At 45.2% G+C, this 17692-nt stretch carries 13 protein-coding genes; 6 read left to right on the top strand and 7 right to left on the bottom strand.

Annotated features, from left to right (window positions below; all coding sequences use genetic code 11):
- Positions 1-36: 36 nt before the first annotated feature.
- From FKQ60_RS05235 to FKQ60_RS05210, 6 genes are read right to left on the bottom strand one after another with little or no spacing between them, the layout of a single operon-like run.
- A complete protein-coding gene (locus tag FKQ60_RS05235; protein ID WP_170906142.1) occupies positions 37-1680 on the bottom strand; it encodes a BatD family protein in 1644 nt (547 codons plus the stop codon).
- Positions 1680-3500 carry a VWA domain-containing protein gene (locus tag FKQ60_RS05230; RefSeq protein ID WP_170906141.1) on the bottom strand — a complete coding sequence of 607 codons (1821 nt, stop codon included), beginning with the start codon at positions 3498-3500 and terminating at the stop codon, positions 1680-1682. Before FKQ60_RS05230 ends, FKQ60_RS05235 begins: the two co-directional genes overlap by 1 nt.
- On the bottom strand, positions 3493-4461 hold the full coding sequence (locus FKQ60_RS05225; RefSeq protein WP_170904429.1) for a VWA domain-containing protein: 969 nt from the start codon (positions 4459-4461) through the stop codon (positions 3493-3495). Before FKQ60_RS05225 ends, FKQ60_RS05230 begins: the two co-directional genes overlap by 8 nt.
- Positions 4448-4933 carry a DUF4381 domain-containing protein gene (locus FKQ60_RS05220; RefSeq protein WP_154170870.1) on the bottom strand — a complete coding sequence of 162 codons (486 nt, stop codon included), beginning with the start codon at positions 4931-4933 and terminating at the stop codon, positions 4448-4450. The genes FKQ60_RS05225 and FKQ60_RS05220 overlap by 14 nt, the downstream gene beginning before the upstream one ends.
- A gap of 5 nt (positions 4934-4938) precedes the next feature.
- Positions 4939-5868, bottom strand: coding sequence for a DUF58 domain-containing protein (locus FKQ60_RS05215; RefSeq protein WP_154170871.1), 930 nt, complete (start codon positions 5866-5868; stop codon positions 4939-4941).
- A gap of 9 nt (positions 5869-5877) precedes the next feature.
- On the bottom strand, positions 5878-6834 hold the full coding sequence (locus FKQ60_RS05210) for a MoxR family ATPase (protein ID WP_170906140.1): 957 nt from the start codon (positions 6832-6834) through the stop codon (positions 5878-5880).
- A gap of 287 nt (positions 6835-7121) precedes the next feature.
- On the opposite strand from FKQ60_RS05210, the gene FKQ60_RS05205 reads away from it, so the two are divergent.
- From FKQ60_RS05205 to FKQ60_RS05180, 6 genes are all read left to right on the top strand, one after another.
- Positions 7122-9035, top strand: a complete 1914-nt coding sequence (locus tag FKQ60_RS05205; protein ID WP_154170872.1) for a methyl-accepting chemotaxis protein — start codon at positions 7122-7124, stop codon at positions 9033-9035.
- A gap of 353 nt (positions 9036-9388) precedes the next feature.
- Positions 9389-11305 carry a methyl-accepting chemotaxis protein gene (locus tag FKQ60_RS05200; RefSeq protein WP_170906139.1) on the top strand — a complete coding sequence of 639 codons (1917 nt, stop codon included), beginning with the start codon at positions 9389-9391 and terminating at the stop codon, positions 11303-11305.
- Positions 11306-11369: 64 nt separating this feature from the next.
- The gene (locus FKQ60_RS05195; RefSeq protein WP_154170874.1) at positions 11370-11570 is read left to right on the top strand and encodes a restriction endonuclease subunit S; all 201 of its coding nucleotides are present in this window, start codon (positions 11370-11372) and stop codon (positions 11568-11570) included.
- Positions 11571-11869: 299 nt separating this feature from the next.
- Entirely contained in the window at positions 11870-13228 is a 1359-nt protein-coding gene (locus FKQ60_RS05190; protein ID WP_170906138.1) for an alpha-amylase family protein, read from the top strand.
- Positions 13229-13672: 444 nt separating this feature from the next.
- Positions 13673-14902, top strand: a complete 1230-nt coding sequence (gene pepT, locus FKQ60_RS05185) for a peptidase T (RefSeq protein WP_170906137.1) — start codon at positions 13673-13675, stop codon at positions 14900-14902.
- 144 nt (positions 14903-15046) lie between these two features.
- Positions 15047-15925 carry a mechanosensitive ion channel family protein gene (locus FKQ60_RS05180; protein WP_161429828.1) on the top strand — a complete coding sequence of 293 codons (879 nt, stop codon included), beginning with the start codon at positions 15047-15049 and terminating at the stop codon, positions 15923-15925.
- 9 nt (positions 15926-15934) lie between these two features.
- Here FKQ60_RS05180 and norR read toward each other — a convergent pair whose 3' ends face one another.
- Positions 15935-17521 carry a nitric oxide reductase transcriptional regulator NorR gene (gene norR, locus FKQ60_RS05175; protein ID WP_170906136.1) on the bottom strand — a complete coding sequence of 529 codons (1587 nt, stop codon included), beginning with the start codon at positions 17519-17521 and terminating at the stop codon, positions 15935-15937.
- Positions 17522-17692 lie beyond the last annotated feature (171 nt).

The raw sequence follows: 17692 nt of genomic DNA, 5'->3' as shown, positions 1-17692 counted from the left end.
TCAAAGTCGGCATTCTTAGTCTTAACGTATCTAATCCTATAATTTCGCTAAGGGGTGCTGAGTTTTGGCTGACCGCTTTAGCGCTTCTTGCTGAAGACGTTTTATCAGCGTGTTAAGAGCTTGGTAGTCACACGTTTGGCTGTTTAGTGAAAATTTATTTTCATGCAGTGTATTCAGGGTTTGCCGTACTTGCTCTCGCTCTGCATGAGTCAATGGACTTTCATTTAACCAGCGTGAGAGTGCATGGTTAATCATCATCGCATCTTGAGTGGTTAAGGCATTCTGTAGCTGTTGCCAAGTGGAGCCAGGCTGAATGTTGGTTGTTTCTTGTTCATTCAATCGGGTATGTTTTCGATATAAACACCAATACAATCCGAGCGTGACTAGCCAGAAAGTCGCCAATAAGGCGGCCAGATACGGCCATAATCCTGCCTCTTTAACAACTATTGTTTGAGCAGACACTGCTGTCGTATGGTTCGGATCTGAGGGCGAGATAGCATTGATTGGCTGAGTCGCCGAAACATCAAGGGATAAGCCTTTCGCTTGGCTTAATTGGGCCTGTTTAGTGTGGCTATTCCACCAATGAATATTGATATCAGGCAGTTGGATGTCACCACTTCGCCGTGGGATCAACACCTGTTTGAGTTGCATCAGTGTATTTCCGTTATCTAAAGTGGTGAATTGTGGCTTTTGCTCGTAAACGCTAATCGAATCAGGATAACTCAGAGCCAGAGTAGGCAGTTGCTCTGCAGAGAGCCCAGCCACTTGCAGGGTAATATCTCGGGTTAGAGCATCTCCCACTTCGAGATGATAAACGCTATCGGTGATTGGCGCGCCTTGGCTATTTGTCCAATGATCGGTGAGCGTTAACTGTGAGGTTGGTAGCCATGCCCCTTGGTAGTCACTCGGCTGTGGTTCAACCACTAATGAATAAGTGTTGGGTTCTGTGTTGAGGGGAATAATGCGCGCGCCACCATGTAACGTATTTCCTAAAAGGTATGAGCCTTGAAAACGAGGTTCAACTAAATGATATTCCCCTGCTTGAATCGCTGTTAAGCGATACTGCTGCTCAATAATGGTCGCTTCTATCCCTGCGATCACCGTCTGATATTGTTGAGTTTCACCAATCTGACCAATAGTCATCCCATCTACGGACGGTGGTGTGATGTGGGTGTTTTGTAAGCGGCGGCGATCCGCTTTGATGGTAAGGCGAGTTGTTAAAACGGTACTTTCTGCTGGATACAGAGTATCCCGTGACAAGGTACTCTGTAGTTGAACAAGTTCATCCATCTGTGGTGCTTGTTCATCAACGCTGACTTGTATCGAGATGGGATCGGTGCGTTGGCCGTTAAGCTCAAAGCTTGGGATAGTTAAGATCCCTAAGCGATTGGCGGCTAGCGATAATGTCCATTCGCTGCGCTGGCTACGTTGATTGTTAATGATATTGACTGAAGACACAAAGCTTGGGCGGCTGGTAAAAAAGTCCTCTTCTAGATGACTAAAATCAATCGCTTCTGCGTTGGCCGGTTGATCACTGACAAGACGCAGCTGAAAGACCTCGTTTTGGACGACTTTATTTTTGCTGACCGTAGCATAAAACGATGCACTATAAGCCGAGAGGCTGATGCTAGTGAGCAATATCATTAGCCAAAATGAAAAGTTGAGTCGTAACAATTTCATCACCATGGATTACCTTGATTTTGGGGAGTTGATTTCTCTTGAGCTTGTAAATACAGCTGTGCACGTAATAAGAGACTCGGATCGCGAGCACTTTCGACTTGCTCTAAACGGCGCAGTAGCGGATCGCTTTCTTGTGTGCTAGCTGGGGTTTGATCCACCGTTGGCTCATGGGGCAAATCTGGTTCTAATGTATTCGGCTCGGTCGGTGTTGCTGCTGAGTCAGATGTCTTTTCATCCGCATTTAACGTATCTGTATTGGACGAAGCCGAAGGCTCTGCATTCGGGCTGTTATCTTGGGGTGATTCTGATTGTGTTGACGAATGTGAGTCATCACCGTTTTGGGGCGAGCTTTTCTCTTTCTCAGAGTTCGGATTGGCTTCGTTGGTCGGTGACGAATCTGCTTGCGACGAAGCATCGTCAGCGTCAGACTCTTGTTGCTGTTGCTGTTGCTGTTGCTGTTGCTGTTGCTGTTGCTGTTGCTGTTCAAGCGCTTGCTTTACCACCGTTAAATTATGCAGCGCATCAGTATGCTGCGGATTATTGGCGAGTATATGCTGATAACGTTGTAGTGCTTCGGTCAGCTCACCAGCTTGGGCGAAAGCATTGGCTAGATTGTATTGTACTTGCTCGCTGGGATTCTTGATTTGACTAAGCACGTCAATCGCACCTTGATAATCTCCGGCTTGATAGCGCGCAACACCTTGCCATTCTGGTTGAGAAAATAACTGTGCTGCGGTTTGATAATCACCTTGTTGATAAGCCTGCAGCGCTTGCTGATTTTGATTTAGCCATGCAGAGGCGTGTGCAGGTGAAACGGTTAAGCCACTACTCAGTGTTAGTAACGCTACCCAAATATAGCCACGTCTAAATAGTAATGCGGCTGGTAAAATGAGCAATAAAATCAACCAATAGCCGTGGTTTATTGGAATGGAGAGCTGAGCGGCTTGTGTGGATAATGAAGCCTGATACTGAGATTGAGTGGCACTTAATAGACGCATGATATCTTGATCGTCCCCTCGATAAGCAACGAATAAGCCTTGTACTTCGTTAGCTAAATCTTGCATCAGTGAAAAATTGGTTTTAGCAATGACCGGTTGGCCAGATTGATCGTTGAGCAGTGTGCCATCAGGCATAGCAATGGGTGCCCCACTTTCGGTTCCGATACCGAGCAAGCTTAACTGCCATGGTTTGCCTCGGACTAAAGAAGAGATCGCCGATGCTTCATTGGCGGAAAGGTCGTCGGCGATTAATAGAATATCGCCTTGTTGAAATCCCGCTTGTTGGAGCATCTCAATCGCCAGCGCGACCCCAGCCGCCGCATTGGCTCCCGGTAATGGCATGATACTTGGCGATAAGTTCGGAACTAAGCTCGCAATCGTGGCTGTGTCGGTAGTTAAAGGACTGACAATATAGGCATCCCCAGCGTAGGCGACCAAACCAGTGCTGCCTTCTTGCCAACCGTTGAGTAAATCGAGCACTTTGTAACGAGCTTGAGACAGTCGATTTGGCTTGATATCGGTAGCATACAGCGATCGTGACATGTCCATCACCACGACACGGCCACTCTGCTGGCTATAACTTGGCCGAGGCTGTTTTTCAAAACTAGGTCCTGCTAAAGCAATGAGGGCGATTAGCCAGCACGCACCGAGCCCACCCAAAACCAGTGATTGCCGCTGGCGAACCGCTAACCCCAATGCTTGGGCCAAATGGGGAGCAATAAGAGGTGTAGTTGTGGTGTATCGCAAAAGCCAAATAAGCACGAGGCCAACAGGTAGGATCCCGAGTAACCATAGGGGCGAAAGAAACATAAACTCAGACATGATGTCTCCTCAGCATCATCAAAATGATAGAAAGTAACAAACTTAGTGCTAACGGATAGCTGAATATTTCTTTTTGAGGTCGCCACACATGAGTCGCTTGCTGAATCGGTTCAAGTTTATCGATCGTCTGATAAATGGTCTGTAAATCCTGTTTATCACGCGCTCGGAAATACTGTCCCCCCGTCAAATCGGCAATCTTTTGTAATGTTTCTTCATCAAGATCTTCAGCAGTATTAATACGACGCGTCATAAAAAAATCCCTGACCATCATTTCACCTGCACCGACACCCACCGTGTAAATCGTGGTGTGATACTGTTTGGCGATTTGCGCCGCTTCGATAGGGTCAAGTACGCCTGCATTGTTACTGCCATCACTGAGGAGGATCATCACCCGCTGCGGGGCATCACTCTCAATAAAGGTTTTGGTTGCGAGGCCAATACCATCGCCGATGGCAGTTTGAGTGCCAATCAGACGTAAAACGGCTTGATTAAGCTGTTGAGCGACGGTAGTTCTATCGAGAGTGAGCGGTGTTTGTAAATAGGCGTGATCCGCAAAAAAAATCAGTCCGAGACGATCGCCTTGCCGCTGAGCGATAAAGTCACTAAGTACCTGTTTGACCGCCGTGAGACGATCGATATAGTCATCGCCCATCTGCATGTCTTTTTGATTCATAGAATAAGACAAGTCGACCACCAACATCATGTCTCTATGAGGCTGAGAGTGTGTAATGGGTTCACCATACCAAACAGGGCGCGCAGCCGCTGCGACGAGGCTTATCCAAAGTGTTAGCACCAAACCTTTCATCAGCCATTGCTGTGGTTGGTGGTTATCACTGGACGGAGGAAGATAAGCGAGAGGTACTGCAGTAGTGGGTGGTTGCGGCGGTAAAAAAAAGTACACCAGCAGTGGCAGTGGCAGTAACGCCCACAGCCACCACCATACAAATTCAACGTTTGCCAAGGTTTCGTAAACTCCTCTTTGTTGGGGGCAACGCTTTATCTATCCACAAGTAGCAATCCGCAACCAAACGCTCCGGATGCTCGATGGGTTGTTTTTGATATAAGGCTTGTTGCCATAACGCGAGATTTGGCACAAAGAGTGGTTGCCCCAATTGGTTATCTAAAAAAACGTACCAGTCATGGCCCGTGAGGTGAGCAATATCTTCACGCGGGAAATAACACAGCGCGGCTTGTCTCAGCAATTCAATCGCAGAAGAGGGGGTTTGATAACCCGCAGGCATACCGAGTAAGCGTAATGCGGTTTTCTTCGGAGCGAGACGCTTACGTTTCCAGTGAATCAAAAAGGCAACCAGCAAGATAACGCTAACAGCGGCTGCCGCGCTTACCCACCATCCCCACGCTAATGGCCACCAAGAGGGCAAAGCAGGAAGATGAAGAGCATTAAGGTCGAGTAGTGATGAGGCTGCCTGCATTTAATTTAGAGTCCGGATAGTTGTGGTAACAAAGGCCGCCCACAAGAGAGTAGGCGATAGTCCATTGCCATACGTTGGCTCAATAATTTTAGTTTTAGTTTCTGAGATTCAAAGGATTTTTTGATACCGTCGCGGGTATTATTTGCTGAAAAGTTGAGCCAGAGCGTGTGTTGGTTATTTCTTACACGTTCTCTACCACGAAAAGCGGTGATCCCTTGCTCCAATGGATCGGCAATCTGTACTATTCGGACTTGATTATGGCGACTTAATCGACTCAAGAGTGGCTGCATTCCGTCATCATAGCGTACGAAATCGCTGAGCAAGATAATCTCACTGCCTTTAGGACAGAGTCGATCAAGCGTGAGTAAGCCTTCCTGCATGGAAGAATTTGACGCAGTGGTCGTCTGCTGCGCTTGTGTTTGTCTACTGATTAGTTCAGATAGAATACGTAATGCGCCATTACGCCGTGCGGTGGGTTTTAGTTCAATTAACCGGTTTCCAAGATCAATAACCGCGCCAATTCGATCTTGTTGCGCCACGGCTAACCAACTGATTAAACTTGCCATATGAGCGGCTTGCACGGATTTAAACAGTAAAGTTGAACCAAACTGCATCGAAGGGCTAAAATCGACATAAAGAATAACGGGCTTTTCTCGCTCTTCACAAAAAAGCTTAGTGTGTGGTTTACCCGTTCTTGCTGTCACTCGCCAATCAATGCTTCTAATATCATCGCCAGCCTGATACTGGCGCACTTCAGCAAAATCCATCCCACGACCAAGTTGACGGCTTTGGTGTTGACCGAGCAATGGAGCCCACAAACTTTTAGCTGGAGGGAGCCATTTCACGGCCTGTTGCTGGTAAGGCAGTAGTTCTTCAAGGCATAAGGTAACGCCATTGGCGTGCTCAGGTAATGATGATAGAGAAAGATTGGTCATCTATTTATCCTAGGCGCTGCCGACTAATGTCAGTAAGTGAGCAATAACTTGGTTAGGCGTGATGCCTTCTGCTTGTGCTTGATAAGTTAACAGTAATCGATGGCGAAGCACGGGATAGATCATCGCTTGAACATCCTCCGGGCTGACAAAGTCTCTGCCACTGAGCCAAGCATGAGCACGAGCACAACGGTCTAAGGCGATGGTTGCGCGTGGGCTAACCCCCATCTCAATCCATTGAGCTAGTGTTGGGTCATACTCACTGGGATGACGAGTGGCCATGATAAGGCGGATGATATACTGCTCGATGGCCTCAGCCATATGGATATTGAGTACGGTTTGTCGGGCAGAGAAAATATCCGATTGACTCAAGACGGGCGGAGTAATAGAACGCTGTCCCAGAGCTTCTCCACGGTTAAGACGCAAAATAGCCAATTCATGTTCAGCGTCAGGATAGTCAACTTCTAAATGCAATAAAAACCGATCCAACTGCGCCTCAGGTAAAGGATAAGTCCCTTCTTGCTCAATCGGGTTTTGTGTCGCCATCACCAGAAAAAGAGGCGGTAGTGGGTAGGTTTTACGACCTGCGGTGATCTGTTTTTCAGCCATTGCTTCTAGCATTGCCGCTTGTACCTTGGCTGGAGCACGGTTTATTTCATCAGCGAGAACCAGTGAATGAAAAATAGGCCCAGGTTGGAAGATGAATTCTCCCGTTTCTGGGCGGAAAATATCGGTACCGGTTAAGTCTGCTGGCAGTAAATCAGGGGTAAATTGTATACGATGAAACTCACCTTCAATGCATTCAGCCAGTGATTTTACCGCACGAGTTTTTGCTAATCCTGGGGGGCCTTCAACCAAAATATGCCCATCCGCCAGTAAAGCAATTAGCAACTGTTGGATTAATGAAGATTGACCAATCACTTGCTGGTTTAAATAGTCTTGTAGTGTTTGAAAGGTAGTTAACTGCATTGACCTTAAACTCCCGATAGAAAAATCAGCTTTTGGTCAATGTATTACCCGAAAAGTTCCCACCAATACAGCAAAAAAATGCGGTACTTGAACCGATTGGTGATGATTTCGACGCCGACATTACGATGAGAAATGGGACGAAGTTCGGTATATAAATAAATGATTGGAAGAATACTCACCAAATTGCAACCCATTTCGTGATTTTTAATGGTTTTGTGCTAAACATCTAAGTAGCAAAACTTCGATTTTATTAGTCTCAGCAGACATTGTTTGGTGAAGAGGATCCCATGCTCAAAAAATTAAGAATGACATCAAGACTGATCATTGTGTTCAGTATTCCTTTGACCATCAGTTTGTTACTGGCTGCTTGGATCGTAACCAATCAAGTCAGCTCCAGAGTGGTGGGGTTAGGAGAAACATCAGTCAGCCGTACGGCGCAAAGTAGTTCGGAAATGGTCAGCAGTTGGGTAGAAGCCCGCATGGCGGTTGTCCGCTCTTTAGCACAAACCGAGACGTTAGCTTCCGGAGATACGCAAGCCATTTTTAACTACGTTAAACACTTTGGCAAAAACATGAGTTCAGAATTTGAAGTGATGTTCTTTGTCGACTTAAAAGGGGATGCTTACCACCACAACGGCGTTGTTGCGAGTCGAGCCGATCGTGGTTACTTTCAGCAGTTAGTGGTACAAAAAACTCAGCAGTCACTGGTCAGTGACCCGCTTTATTCGGGAACTTCAGGCAATGCGATCATTGTTTTGGCTCATGTGGTAAAAAATCATCGTGGTGAAGTGATTGGTTTATTAGCCGCAACCGTAACGCTGAATACTTTGACTCAACTGGTTGATAGTGTCGCTACCAATAATGCAGAAGCGTGGCTGGTTGACTCGCGCGGTGTCTATGTGGCACATAAAACGGCAGCCAAACGCCTAAAAGATAATGCAACTCAGGACAGCAACACGGCTTACGCACAAATGAGTAGATTAATGGTTGCCGGTCAATCTGGGTTAACCGATCTGTATTTAGAAAATAAGCAACATTATATGGTGGCTTACCATCCGGTCGCGAATACCCCGGGTTGGTCGCTCGCGGTTGCTCAACCGTACGATGATATTATCTCTACGGCACGTGAATTAACCGTCACCTTGTTACTGGCGTTTGCGGTGACCTTGATTTTATTAATCGTCATCATTCTTTTGGTCGCTAAAATGATTGTCAGACCAATCAACGAAACGCGTGAGGCACTAGAGCAAATTGCTGCGGGAGATGGTGATTTAACTCAGCGTCTTAATGAAGAGCGCCACGATGAGTTTGGCGATTTGGCACGCAGCTTTAACGCGTTTGTGGGAGGGGTGCATAGCTTGGTAAAACAAGTGGCTGAAGCTTCCATTCAGTTAGGTGCCGCGGCTGAGCAATTGGCGGTTTCAAGCCGAGAAGCGAATGATCAAGTACAGAAACAACGTCACGAAACGGATCAAGTGGCTACCGCGATGACAGAAATGGCCGCAACGGTGAACCAAGTTGCAGAAAATGCCGGTAATGCGGCTCAAGCGGCGGACCGTTCAAGTAAATTTGCTCAAGAAGGTGAAGTCGTGGTGACGAAAACCACTAACGAAGTCCTGTCCTTAGCGAAAGAGGTACAAACCGCGGTTAATGTGATAGAGAAACTACAGCAAGACGCAGATTCTATCGGCAAAGTGCTTGAGGTGATTCGTAGCATCGCTGAGCAAACGAACTTACTGGCTCTTAATGCAGCAATTGAAGCTGCTCGAGCTGGTGAACATGGCCGAGGCTTTGCGGTGGTTGCAGATGAGGTTCGAACATTGGCGACACGTACGCAAAGTTCTACCGAAGAAATTCGTGACATTATCGAGAAACTACAATCAGCGTCGAAGAATGCTTCGCAAGTCATGGATGGTGGTTATCGTAAGGCTAATGAAGTGGTCGACTGGGCCGAACAGGCTTCGGAAAAGCTGCGTGAAATTACCACCGCAATCATTACGATCAATGACATGAACATCCAAATTGCGACGGCAACCGAGCAACAATCAATAGTGGCTGATGATGTAAACCAAACACTCAACCGAATCAGCGGTGGGGTAGAGCAATTATCCGATGGCTCAACCCATATTGCGGCGGCCAGTGATGAGTTGGCACGTTTAGCGACGGATCTACAGAATAGAGTCGGTCGCTTTAAGGTTTAAATTTTACTCTCTTTTCAATCAACATCGCCCCTAAAACTAGGGGCTTTTTTATATCTTTTCTACCTAAAAATCGAGTCATAGTCACTACCATTATTATTCTCAATGATCCTCAAAGAGCAATCGACAACGGCATCAATTTATTGAAAAAGTGTATGGTTGATTGACGGTCTCGCTGTCGCCTTACGCGATTGGAGTATTGATATTTGGTGAATAATTATTAGTTTTTAATGAATTGAAGGCTTACCATTATGGTGAGATATGCGTAAATATGAATTGGTTGCCGATTCTATTATACTCCTGACTTGATAATGTTGGTTCTACCCCCTGAAGGGATATCTATATAAGGTTGTACTATGTTTACATTCAAAAACATGACCATAAAAAGTAAGGTTGTGCTCGGTATGACGCTAGCCGTTTTAGCGTCGACGACCATTCTTGGTTTAATGGCTCAGCATCAAGCTAGGCAGACACTAGAGCACCGTTTGGTTGATATTGAGCTCCCAACGATGCTGCATCGAATTGCGGAACAAATTGATCGAGACGTTAGTACCCTATTGCAAGCTTCTCAACAGATTGCAAACAATGTGTTTATTCAAGAAGTGATTGCGACCACCGATAGAAATGCAGAGCAAGAAGCTCAGCTTGTTCTTCAGCTCAACAATATTCGTCAGCAATACCGTTTAGATGATGCTTCAGTGGCGAATCGAGAAACGGCTTTTTATTGGAATCAAAATGGATTTCTCCGCCAATTGAATCGTCAGCAAGATGGCTGGTTTTTTGGTTTCACGGACTCTCAACAGCCAACGATGGTCAGTATGTTTAGAGAGCCGATTGGTGAGGTGAAACTGTTTGCTAACTACCAAATTGTCAATGGGATTAGTATGTCAGGTTTGTCTAAATCAATGGATGACATGGTACGTTTATTGACCAGTTTTAAAATTGAACAAACCGGCTTTGTTTATCTGGCTAATGCTCAGGGTGAGATTCAAGTTCATCATCAAAATGATAAACATCAACGTTCATTAAGCCATATTTATGGGCCACAAGCTTCATCTCTACTTAATAAATCAACCTTTAATTTAATGACGGCTCAAGACAGTGGTGAAGAGGTATTTGTTGCCAGTCTCTATATCCCGAGTATGGATTGGTTTGTCGTTGCTTCTGTGCCTGTTCGAGAGGTTTTTGCTGATCTGAATAGCATGGGACAACGGATGATATTATTAACCTTGATGGTGGCTGGAGGGTTCATTGTTGTGGGGATTATTTTGGCCAACAGTATCGCCAAGCCTATCCGTCAGATCGCTCAACGATTTACCGATCTTGGACAAGGTGATGGCGACCTGTCTCAACGTATTGAGATTGAGGGCACCGATGAAATTGCTCAGTTATCACAAGGATTTAATGGTTTTATCGATAAAATTCATCAATCGATGAAAGAGGTTTCTGCGACGAGTCGAGCGTTGCATCATGCCGCTGCGAATGTGTCGAACAAATCGCAGACCACGTTTGATAATAACCAACATCAGCGTGAACAAACGGTTCAAGTGGTGACAGCGATGAATCAAATGGGTTCGACAATTAGTGAAATTGCCGCCAATGCTGCTACCGCTGCTGAAACCGCTAATGAGGCGGCAACCAGCACGCTACAAGGCAAAAAAGTGATCACTCAAGCTAAAAACACCATTGATCGTTTAGCTACTGATATCATGAATACCGGTGAAGTGGTTGGACAGTTGGCGAAGAAAACCCAAGATATAGGTAGTATTTTAGATGTGATCCGAGACATCTCTGATCAAACCAATTTATTAGCATTGAACGCAGCAATCGAAGCTGCGCGTGCAGGCGATCAAGGTCGGGGTTTTGCGGTGGTTGCCGATGAGGTTCGTAATTTAGCCAGTCGTACGGCAAGCTCGACCGAAGAAATACAAACTATGATTCATCAACTACAAGCTGATGCGAAAGCGGCGGTACAAGCAATGGAAACGGGGAGAAGCGTTTCAGCCGAGGGGGTTGAATTTACCCAATCAGCCGCTCAAGAATTAGAAATCATTTTACTGAAGATTCGAGACATTACTGATAGAAATACTCAAGTTGCTACGGCGACAGAAGAGCAATCGACGGTTGTTTACACCATTAATAGCAATGTTGAAGAAATTAATGTTGTGAATGAGAAAACGACGGTGACGGCAGAGCAACTCGCTCAAGCGAGCCAAGAGTTAAGTGACTTATCGCAGCGTCTTGATTCGATGGTGAGTAACTTTAAACTCTAACGTAGTCTAGCTACCTTGTGGTGACTTAAGTAGACTACAAGGTTTTTAATTGAAGAGGCATACTATGAAAGATATTGAACAAGAGTTAGAGAACATGACCGCTCAGCTTAGCGACCAACCTGAAACACCACTACCAAGTTTGGAAGAACAGCGTGCTTTGGTGGCTGAATTTAAGCGTTTAGAAGCGGCTGGTGAACTAACTCCAGAAATATTAGAGCAACATTTTGGGCCGTTTTTTGCTGCCAGTGATGCCCCTGTACACTAATTTTCTTTTTTTATTCAATCACAAAGGCGCTTTACTGCCTTTGTGATTTTCTGCCTATACCGTACGACGAGCAAATGTGATTTCTTGACGGTTTTTTAATCCATCCTAAACATTTCGTTGCCTAGCGAAAGCGTGATTCTACGCCTTGGGTCTCCACCATCAATAATTCCATAAAGGGGGATGGCGCTTTGCTCCAGCAACCTATAATCATGGTCACTATAATCGAATTGTTCTAGCGAGCTGCATTCATTGATTTTTTAAGTTTTCTTTCGCTGGCTAGATAAACAGGAGTATTCAAGATGATCAGTTCTCAGCCGACGGATGTCATTTTACATGTTTTTGATTGGCCTTATGCCAAAGTCACCGAGCATGCGTCAAAGATTGCCAAAGCAGGCTATAAAGCCGTACTAGTTTCACCGCCGATGAAGTCTTACCAACAACCGAGTGGTACTCCTTGGTGGCAGCGTTATCAACCACAAGATTATCGAGTGATTGATAATCAATTGGGCAATACCAGCACGTTTCAAGCGATGGTTACGAGTTTAGAAGCGCTGGGTTTATGGGTGTATGCTGATGTGGTATTTAATCACATGGCCAATGAATCAACCCATCGCTTGGACTTACAATATCCAAGTGATGACGATCTTAACGACTATGCTCAGCGTGATGAGTATTACCAACAACAACGTTTGTTTGGTGACTTATCTCAACCCCTGTTTACCGAAGATGATTTTGTCGAAGCCTTTGGTATTAAAGATTGGCAAGATAAATGGCAAGTGCAAAACGGACGTATTTCAGGTGGTCCACATGATGCAGGTTTACCTACATTACGTGATAATCCTCATGTCGTTGCACAGCAGCAAGCCTATCTGTTGGCGCTAAAAGCAATGGGCGTGAAAGGGTTTCGGATTGATGCTGCCAAGCATATGACCATTGAGCATCTCAAGCGTGTATGGAGTGAAGAGATCACTCATGATGTGCATATTTTTGGCGAGATCATCACCGATGGTGGAGCGACCAAAGCGGAATATAAACTGTTTTTAGAGCCCTATTTAGAGCAAACCCGTTTGGGAGCTTATGACTTCCCCTTATTTCAGACCGTCTTTAATGCGTTACAGCCGAAAGGCAGTTTAAAGGCGTTAATTGACCCCTACTGTTTTGGTGAAGCGTTATCGAAAGAGCGCGCTATCACCTTTGCTATCACTCATGATATTCCTAATAACGATGTGTTTATGGATCTCGTGATGTCAGAAACGTTAGAGTCGCTGGCGTATAGCTATATTCTTGGTAGAGATGGCGGAGTACCGTTGATCTACACGGATTTAAACCCCAGTGGACTCTGTGCTCGTAATGGAAAACCGCGTTGGCAGAATGCTTGGTGTGATCCTAAGATTTTGGCTGGGATTGCCTTTCATAATCAAATGCATGGGCTACCCATGTTACCTATCGAAGCCAGTGATGATCTATTGGTCTTTCGCCGAGGTGAACAAGGGGTCGTGATCATCAATAAATCGGCTCGTAGTCAATCCGTTGAGCTTAAGCAATGGACGCATGGATTGTACGATCTCTACACTGGTGAGACGTTTGAAGCCCAAGGTAGTATGACGACTATTGAAACGCCAGCAATGAGCAGCCGAATGCTAGTGCTTCAGCGCTAGTGGATGAATGGTATTCTTTTGATGAAAAAAGCGCCTCTTGAATCGATAAGTTGATATCAAGAGGCAAGACGTCGTTAGCGAGATGTTTAGAGAGTTTAAGCCGTTTGAATCGTTAATATCTGTGCATTAACCAGAAGCGAGTTACCTTATTATTCTAGTGATGATGACGAAAAACGCCAATGAGCGGCTCAATAAATGTACATTTTATGGTTTTTTCTGGAGCAGTCTCTCATTTTTTTCTGATCTTTCTCTCTCATTGACTCATTCATCCCCTGTGACTAATCCACTAAAAACTGATTTATAGCAAGTTATCTTATTAGCAAAGACGTACTATCAAAAGTAATCAGTAGCGTATCAAGCCACATCGTCTCCGTCTATTGGGCGAAGATGGGCTTTGATGTTGTATACGTTTTTAATTGCCTTGCCGAATAGTGAGTATTTACTATGCAGAATCTTGTTGATCGTTTTTTACGCTATGTGACTTATGATACCCAATCTAAGCCGAAAAATACGCACACGCCCAGCTCCAGTGGGCAAATGGTTTTTGCGCGGCACCTTGTTGAAGAATTACAGCAAATCGGATTGAGTGAGGCGAGTGTGGATGAATACGGCTATGTAATGGCCTGCTTGCCTTCTAATGTTCAGTATACGGTTCCTGCCATCGGGTTTATCGCTCATTTAGATACGGCACCAGACGCTTCAGGTAAACACGTCAAACCGCAAATTGTCGAACATTATCAAGGGGGAGACATTGCTCTTGGTAAAGGCGATGAAATTCTCTCACCGATTCAATATCCAGAGCTGCATCAACTTCACGGTGAGCACTTAATCACGACCGATGGCCATACCTTGCTCGGCGCTGATAATAAGGCAGGCATTGCCGAAATCATTACCGCCATTGAGATGCTGATTGCCGATCCTTCCATTCCTCACGGTGATATTTACATCGCTTTCACTCCTGATGAAGAAATTGGTCGTGGTGCTGATCATTTTAATCGGCAAAAGTTCGCAGCAGAGTGGGCCTACACCGTTGATGGTGGTCCTGTCGGGGAGCTGGAGTTTGAAAACTTCTATGCAGCCACCGCTCAGGTTATTTGCCACGGTGTTAATGTTCATCCTGGAACGGCGAAGAATAAGATGGTGAATTCGATGTATCTCGCCAGTGACTTCATTGCCATGATGCCGATGCAAGAGACACCAGAGCATACCGATGGCTATCAAGGTTTTTATCATCTTAAATCCGCTAAGATGAGCGTTGCATTATCACAGTTAGATTACTTAATTCGTGATTTTTCACGTCAAGGTTTTGCCGATCGTAAAGCATTTATGCAGCAACAAGTACAACGGCTTAATCAACGTTTGGCTAAAGGCCATATTGAATTAGTCATAACGGATCAGTATGCGAATATGAAAGAGCAAGTGATGGTGCACCCACATATCATTGAATTAGCCCAATCCGCGATGCTTGAGTGTGGTATCTCGCCAATCATTAAGCCTATCCGTGGTGGAACAGATGGTGCGCGTTTATCTTTTATGGGATTACCTTGCCCGAACCTTTTTACTGGCGGCTATAACTTCCATGGTATTCATGAGTTTATTACTATTGAGGGAATGGAGAAAGCGGTTCAAGTGATTGTGAAATTAGCAGAGAAAACCGCACAGCGTTACGCATAAAGGTTTGTTGTCAATCAACGCTAAGGGATCGCTTTAGCGTTTTTTTATGGTTTTTGGGTGCCTAAGCAACTTCATGTAGGCATAAGACCATCAATACGGTATAAAACACTCAATAAAAAAGATAATGGATTAGGAATTTTTACCATGCAACATCTCTACGTCGCCATTGCGTTTTTACAAGAAAATAAGTTGATATTAACGCTACTTATTATTTTCTTGATCATGGCACTAAAACGGTTAGTGCTATCGCAAATTCGTGGTGAAGTCTCTTTTTTGACTGAAGAGCAGCGTAAATGGATGTCACGGACCAAAAATGGTGCTTTTGTTGCCACCATTTTAATTTTATTTTTACTCTGGAAATCAGAGATCAGTCAGTTTGCACTATCGGTAACCGCGATTGCCATCGCCATTGTCGTGGCTTCAAAAGAGATCATTCTTTGTTTCACCGGCTCTATTCAACGCGCCAGTTCTCGCTCATTTCGTATGGGGGATTGGATAGAAGTGGGCAAACTGTGTGGTGAAGTGATTGAGCACAACATGATGGCGACCGTCATTCAAGAGATTGATTTGCAGCATGGTCAATACCATTACACAGGCAAAACGGCGACGCTACCTAACAGTATGTTTTTTACTTACCCAGTGAAAAATTTAAACTTTATGAAGCGTTATGTCTTCCATAACTTCACCATTATTGTGCCCCGATTCGTCAATTTGTATCCCTTGTTACCGATCATGTATCAGCGAATGGAAACGCATTTTGCTCATTTTATTGATGTCGCTCGGCGTTATAACAATATGATTGAGAAACATGCTGGCGTTGATTTACCCAGTGCTGAGCCGCACATTGAAATTTCCAGTGCAGGGGCGGGCGAGCAAGTGGTGCACTTTATGATCTTTTGCCCAACCGATAAAGCGAACCAATTAGAGCAATTGATCCGCCGAGATTTTATGGAGGCGTATGAAAAAGCTTTTCCACCTGAGCCAGCCGTAGCGCAAGAACCCGCCCAAGAGACTGAGAGTTAACGCGTCAAGTTATTCAATACTGTGGTTTCTGTGCAGTTGTATGCCGAGTCGTTTGGCAAGACGAGTTAAGTTGGCACGATCCACATCGAGTCTTCGTGCCGCTTGAGCCCAGTTGTATTCTGCTTCCTCCAAAGTTTGACAGATCAATTGACGTTGAAACGAATCGGTTGCAGTGCGTAAGCCTAATGATTCCTGATCTGACGCCCTGACAGCTTGCTCGGCACAAGCTTGTGGAGGATGAATCGCGATTAAAGATTCATCGAGAGTTCCTATTTCCATTAAATCAATGGTCACTAAAGATTGGTTAGGCTTTAGGGCGCGAGCTTTGAGTGCGGAACGATTAATGACATGCTCTAACTCTCGAACATTGCCAGGCCATGAATAATGGATCAGGTAACTGAGCGCTGGGGCGGCGATTTTTAATTGCACGATACCGAGTTTACGCCGGGTTTGTTCCAGAAAGTACCCGACTAATAAGGCTATATCACCGGTGCGCTCACGAAGTGGGGGGACCGAAATTGGGTAAACACTTAATCGATGGTAAAGATCGGCTCGAAAACGACCGGCTTGAACCTCTTGTTTTAAATCCCGATTCGTTGCGGCGAGAATACGAACATTGACGGTTTGTACCGTATCTTGACCGACAGGTTGAATCTCATTGTTTTGTAATACACGCAGTAATTTACTTTGCGCTAATAAAGGCAACTCGCCAATCTCATCTAAAAATAACGTTCCCTCATCGGCTAAAGCAAATTTCCCCATTCGATGACGTTCAGCGCCGGTAAAAGCGCCTTTTACATGCCCAAATAGCTCACTTTCGACTAAATTTTCAGGGATAGCCGCACAGTTCACATAGACCATAGGTTGGTGTTTGCGAGCAGATAGCTGGTGAATGGTACGCGCAACCAACTCTTTTCCGACTCCTGTTTCACCATGAATCATAATGGTGAGATCGGAGGGAGCGACAACGTGGATATCCGACATCATGATCCGTATAGCATCACTATTGCCAATGATGTCCCCTTTTTCTCGTTGCCAGACATCTTCGTTGAGGGCTTCTAGACGCTGCTGGCTATATTTAGCCTGAGCTTCCAGTTGTGAGAGAGTCAATGCTAACTTCAATGTTGAGGCCGCGATCGCCGCTAAAGCCTCTAGACTGCGCATGGGTATGTCATCAAAAGCATTGGGGGTGAGGCTATCGAGGGTCAGAACACCTAATAATGCATCGCCAAAGAGTAAAGGTAGGCCCATACAAGCGTGAATAGGCAGATCATCGTCATGCTCCATCAGTAAACCATCAAAAGGATCGGGGAGTGGGCAGTCGGCTCCGAATCGCACTGGAGAGCTCGATTGGCAAATAATATCCAGTCTCGGGTGCTCTGAGATGATAAAACGCCGCCCCAGTGTATCTCTGGTTAAGCCTTGCATCGCTAGTGGAATAAGGGTGTCATTTTGCCGTGACATCAACACCACACAGTCACATTGAATGGTCTTGCGAATCGCATCCAATAAGCGATGAAAACGATCTTGATCGTTAATACCGCTGGCTAAGCCAATCGTCATGTCTACTACGGTGGAAACAGAAAAATCTTGCATGGTCATCGCTCCTTTTGGACATGATAGAGTCAAAATGACCAATTTAAAAGAAGTTAATTTGACATGATTTTATAGATGTCTGTGTAATTATCTTTTAATAACAATAAGTTAATTTTTGGCATTGAACCTGCAATGGGATAGTGGAAGTCAGTTTATTTTCAATTATCTTAT

The organism is Vibrio sp. A11 (assembly GCF_013048705.1).
Lineage (GTDB): Bacteria > Pseudomonadota > Gammaproteobacteria > Enterobacterales > Vibrionaceae > Vibrio > Vibrio metschnikovii.
This window is presented reverse-complemented; position numbering and strand designations above follow the sequence as displayed.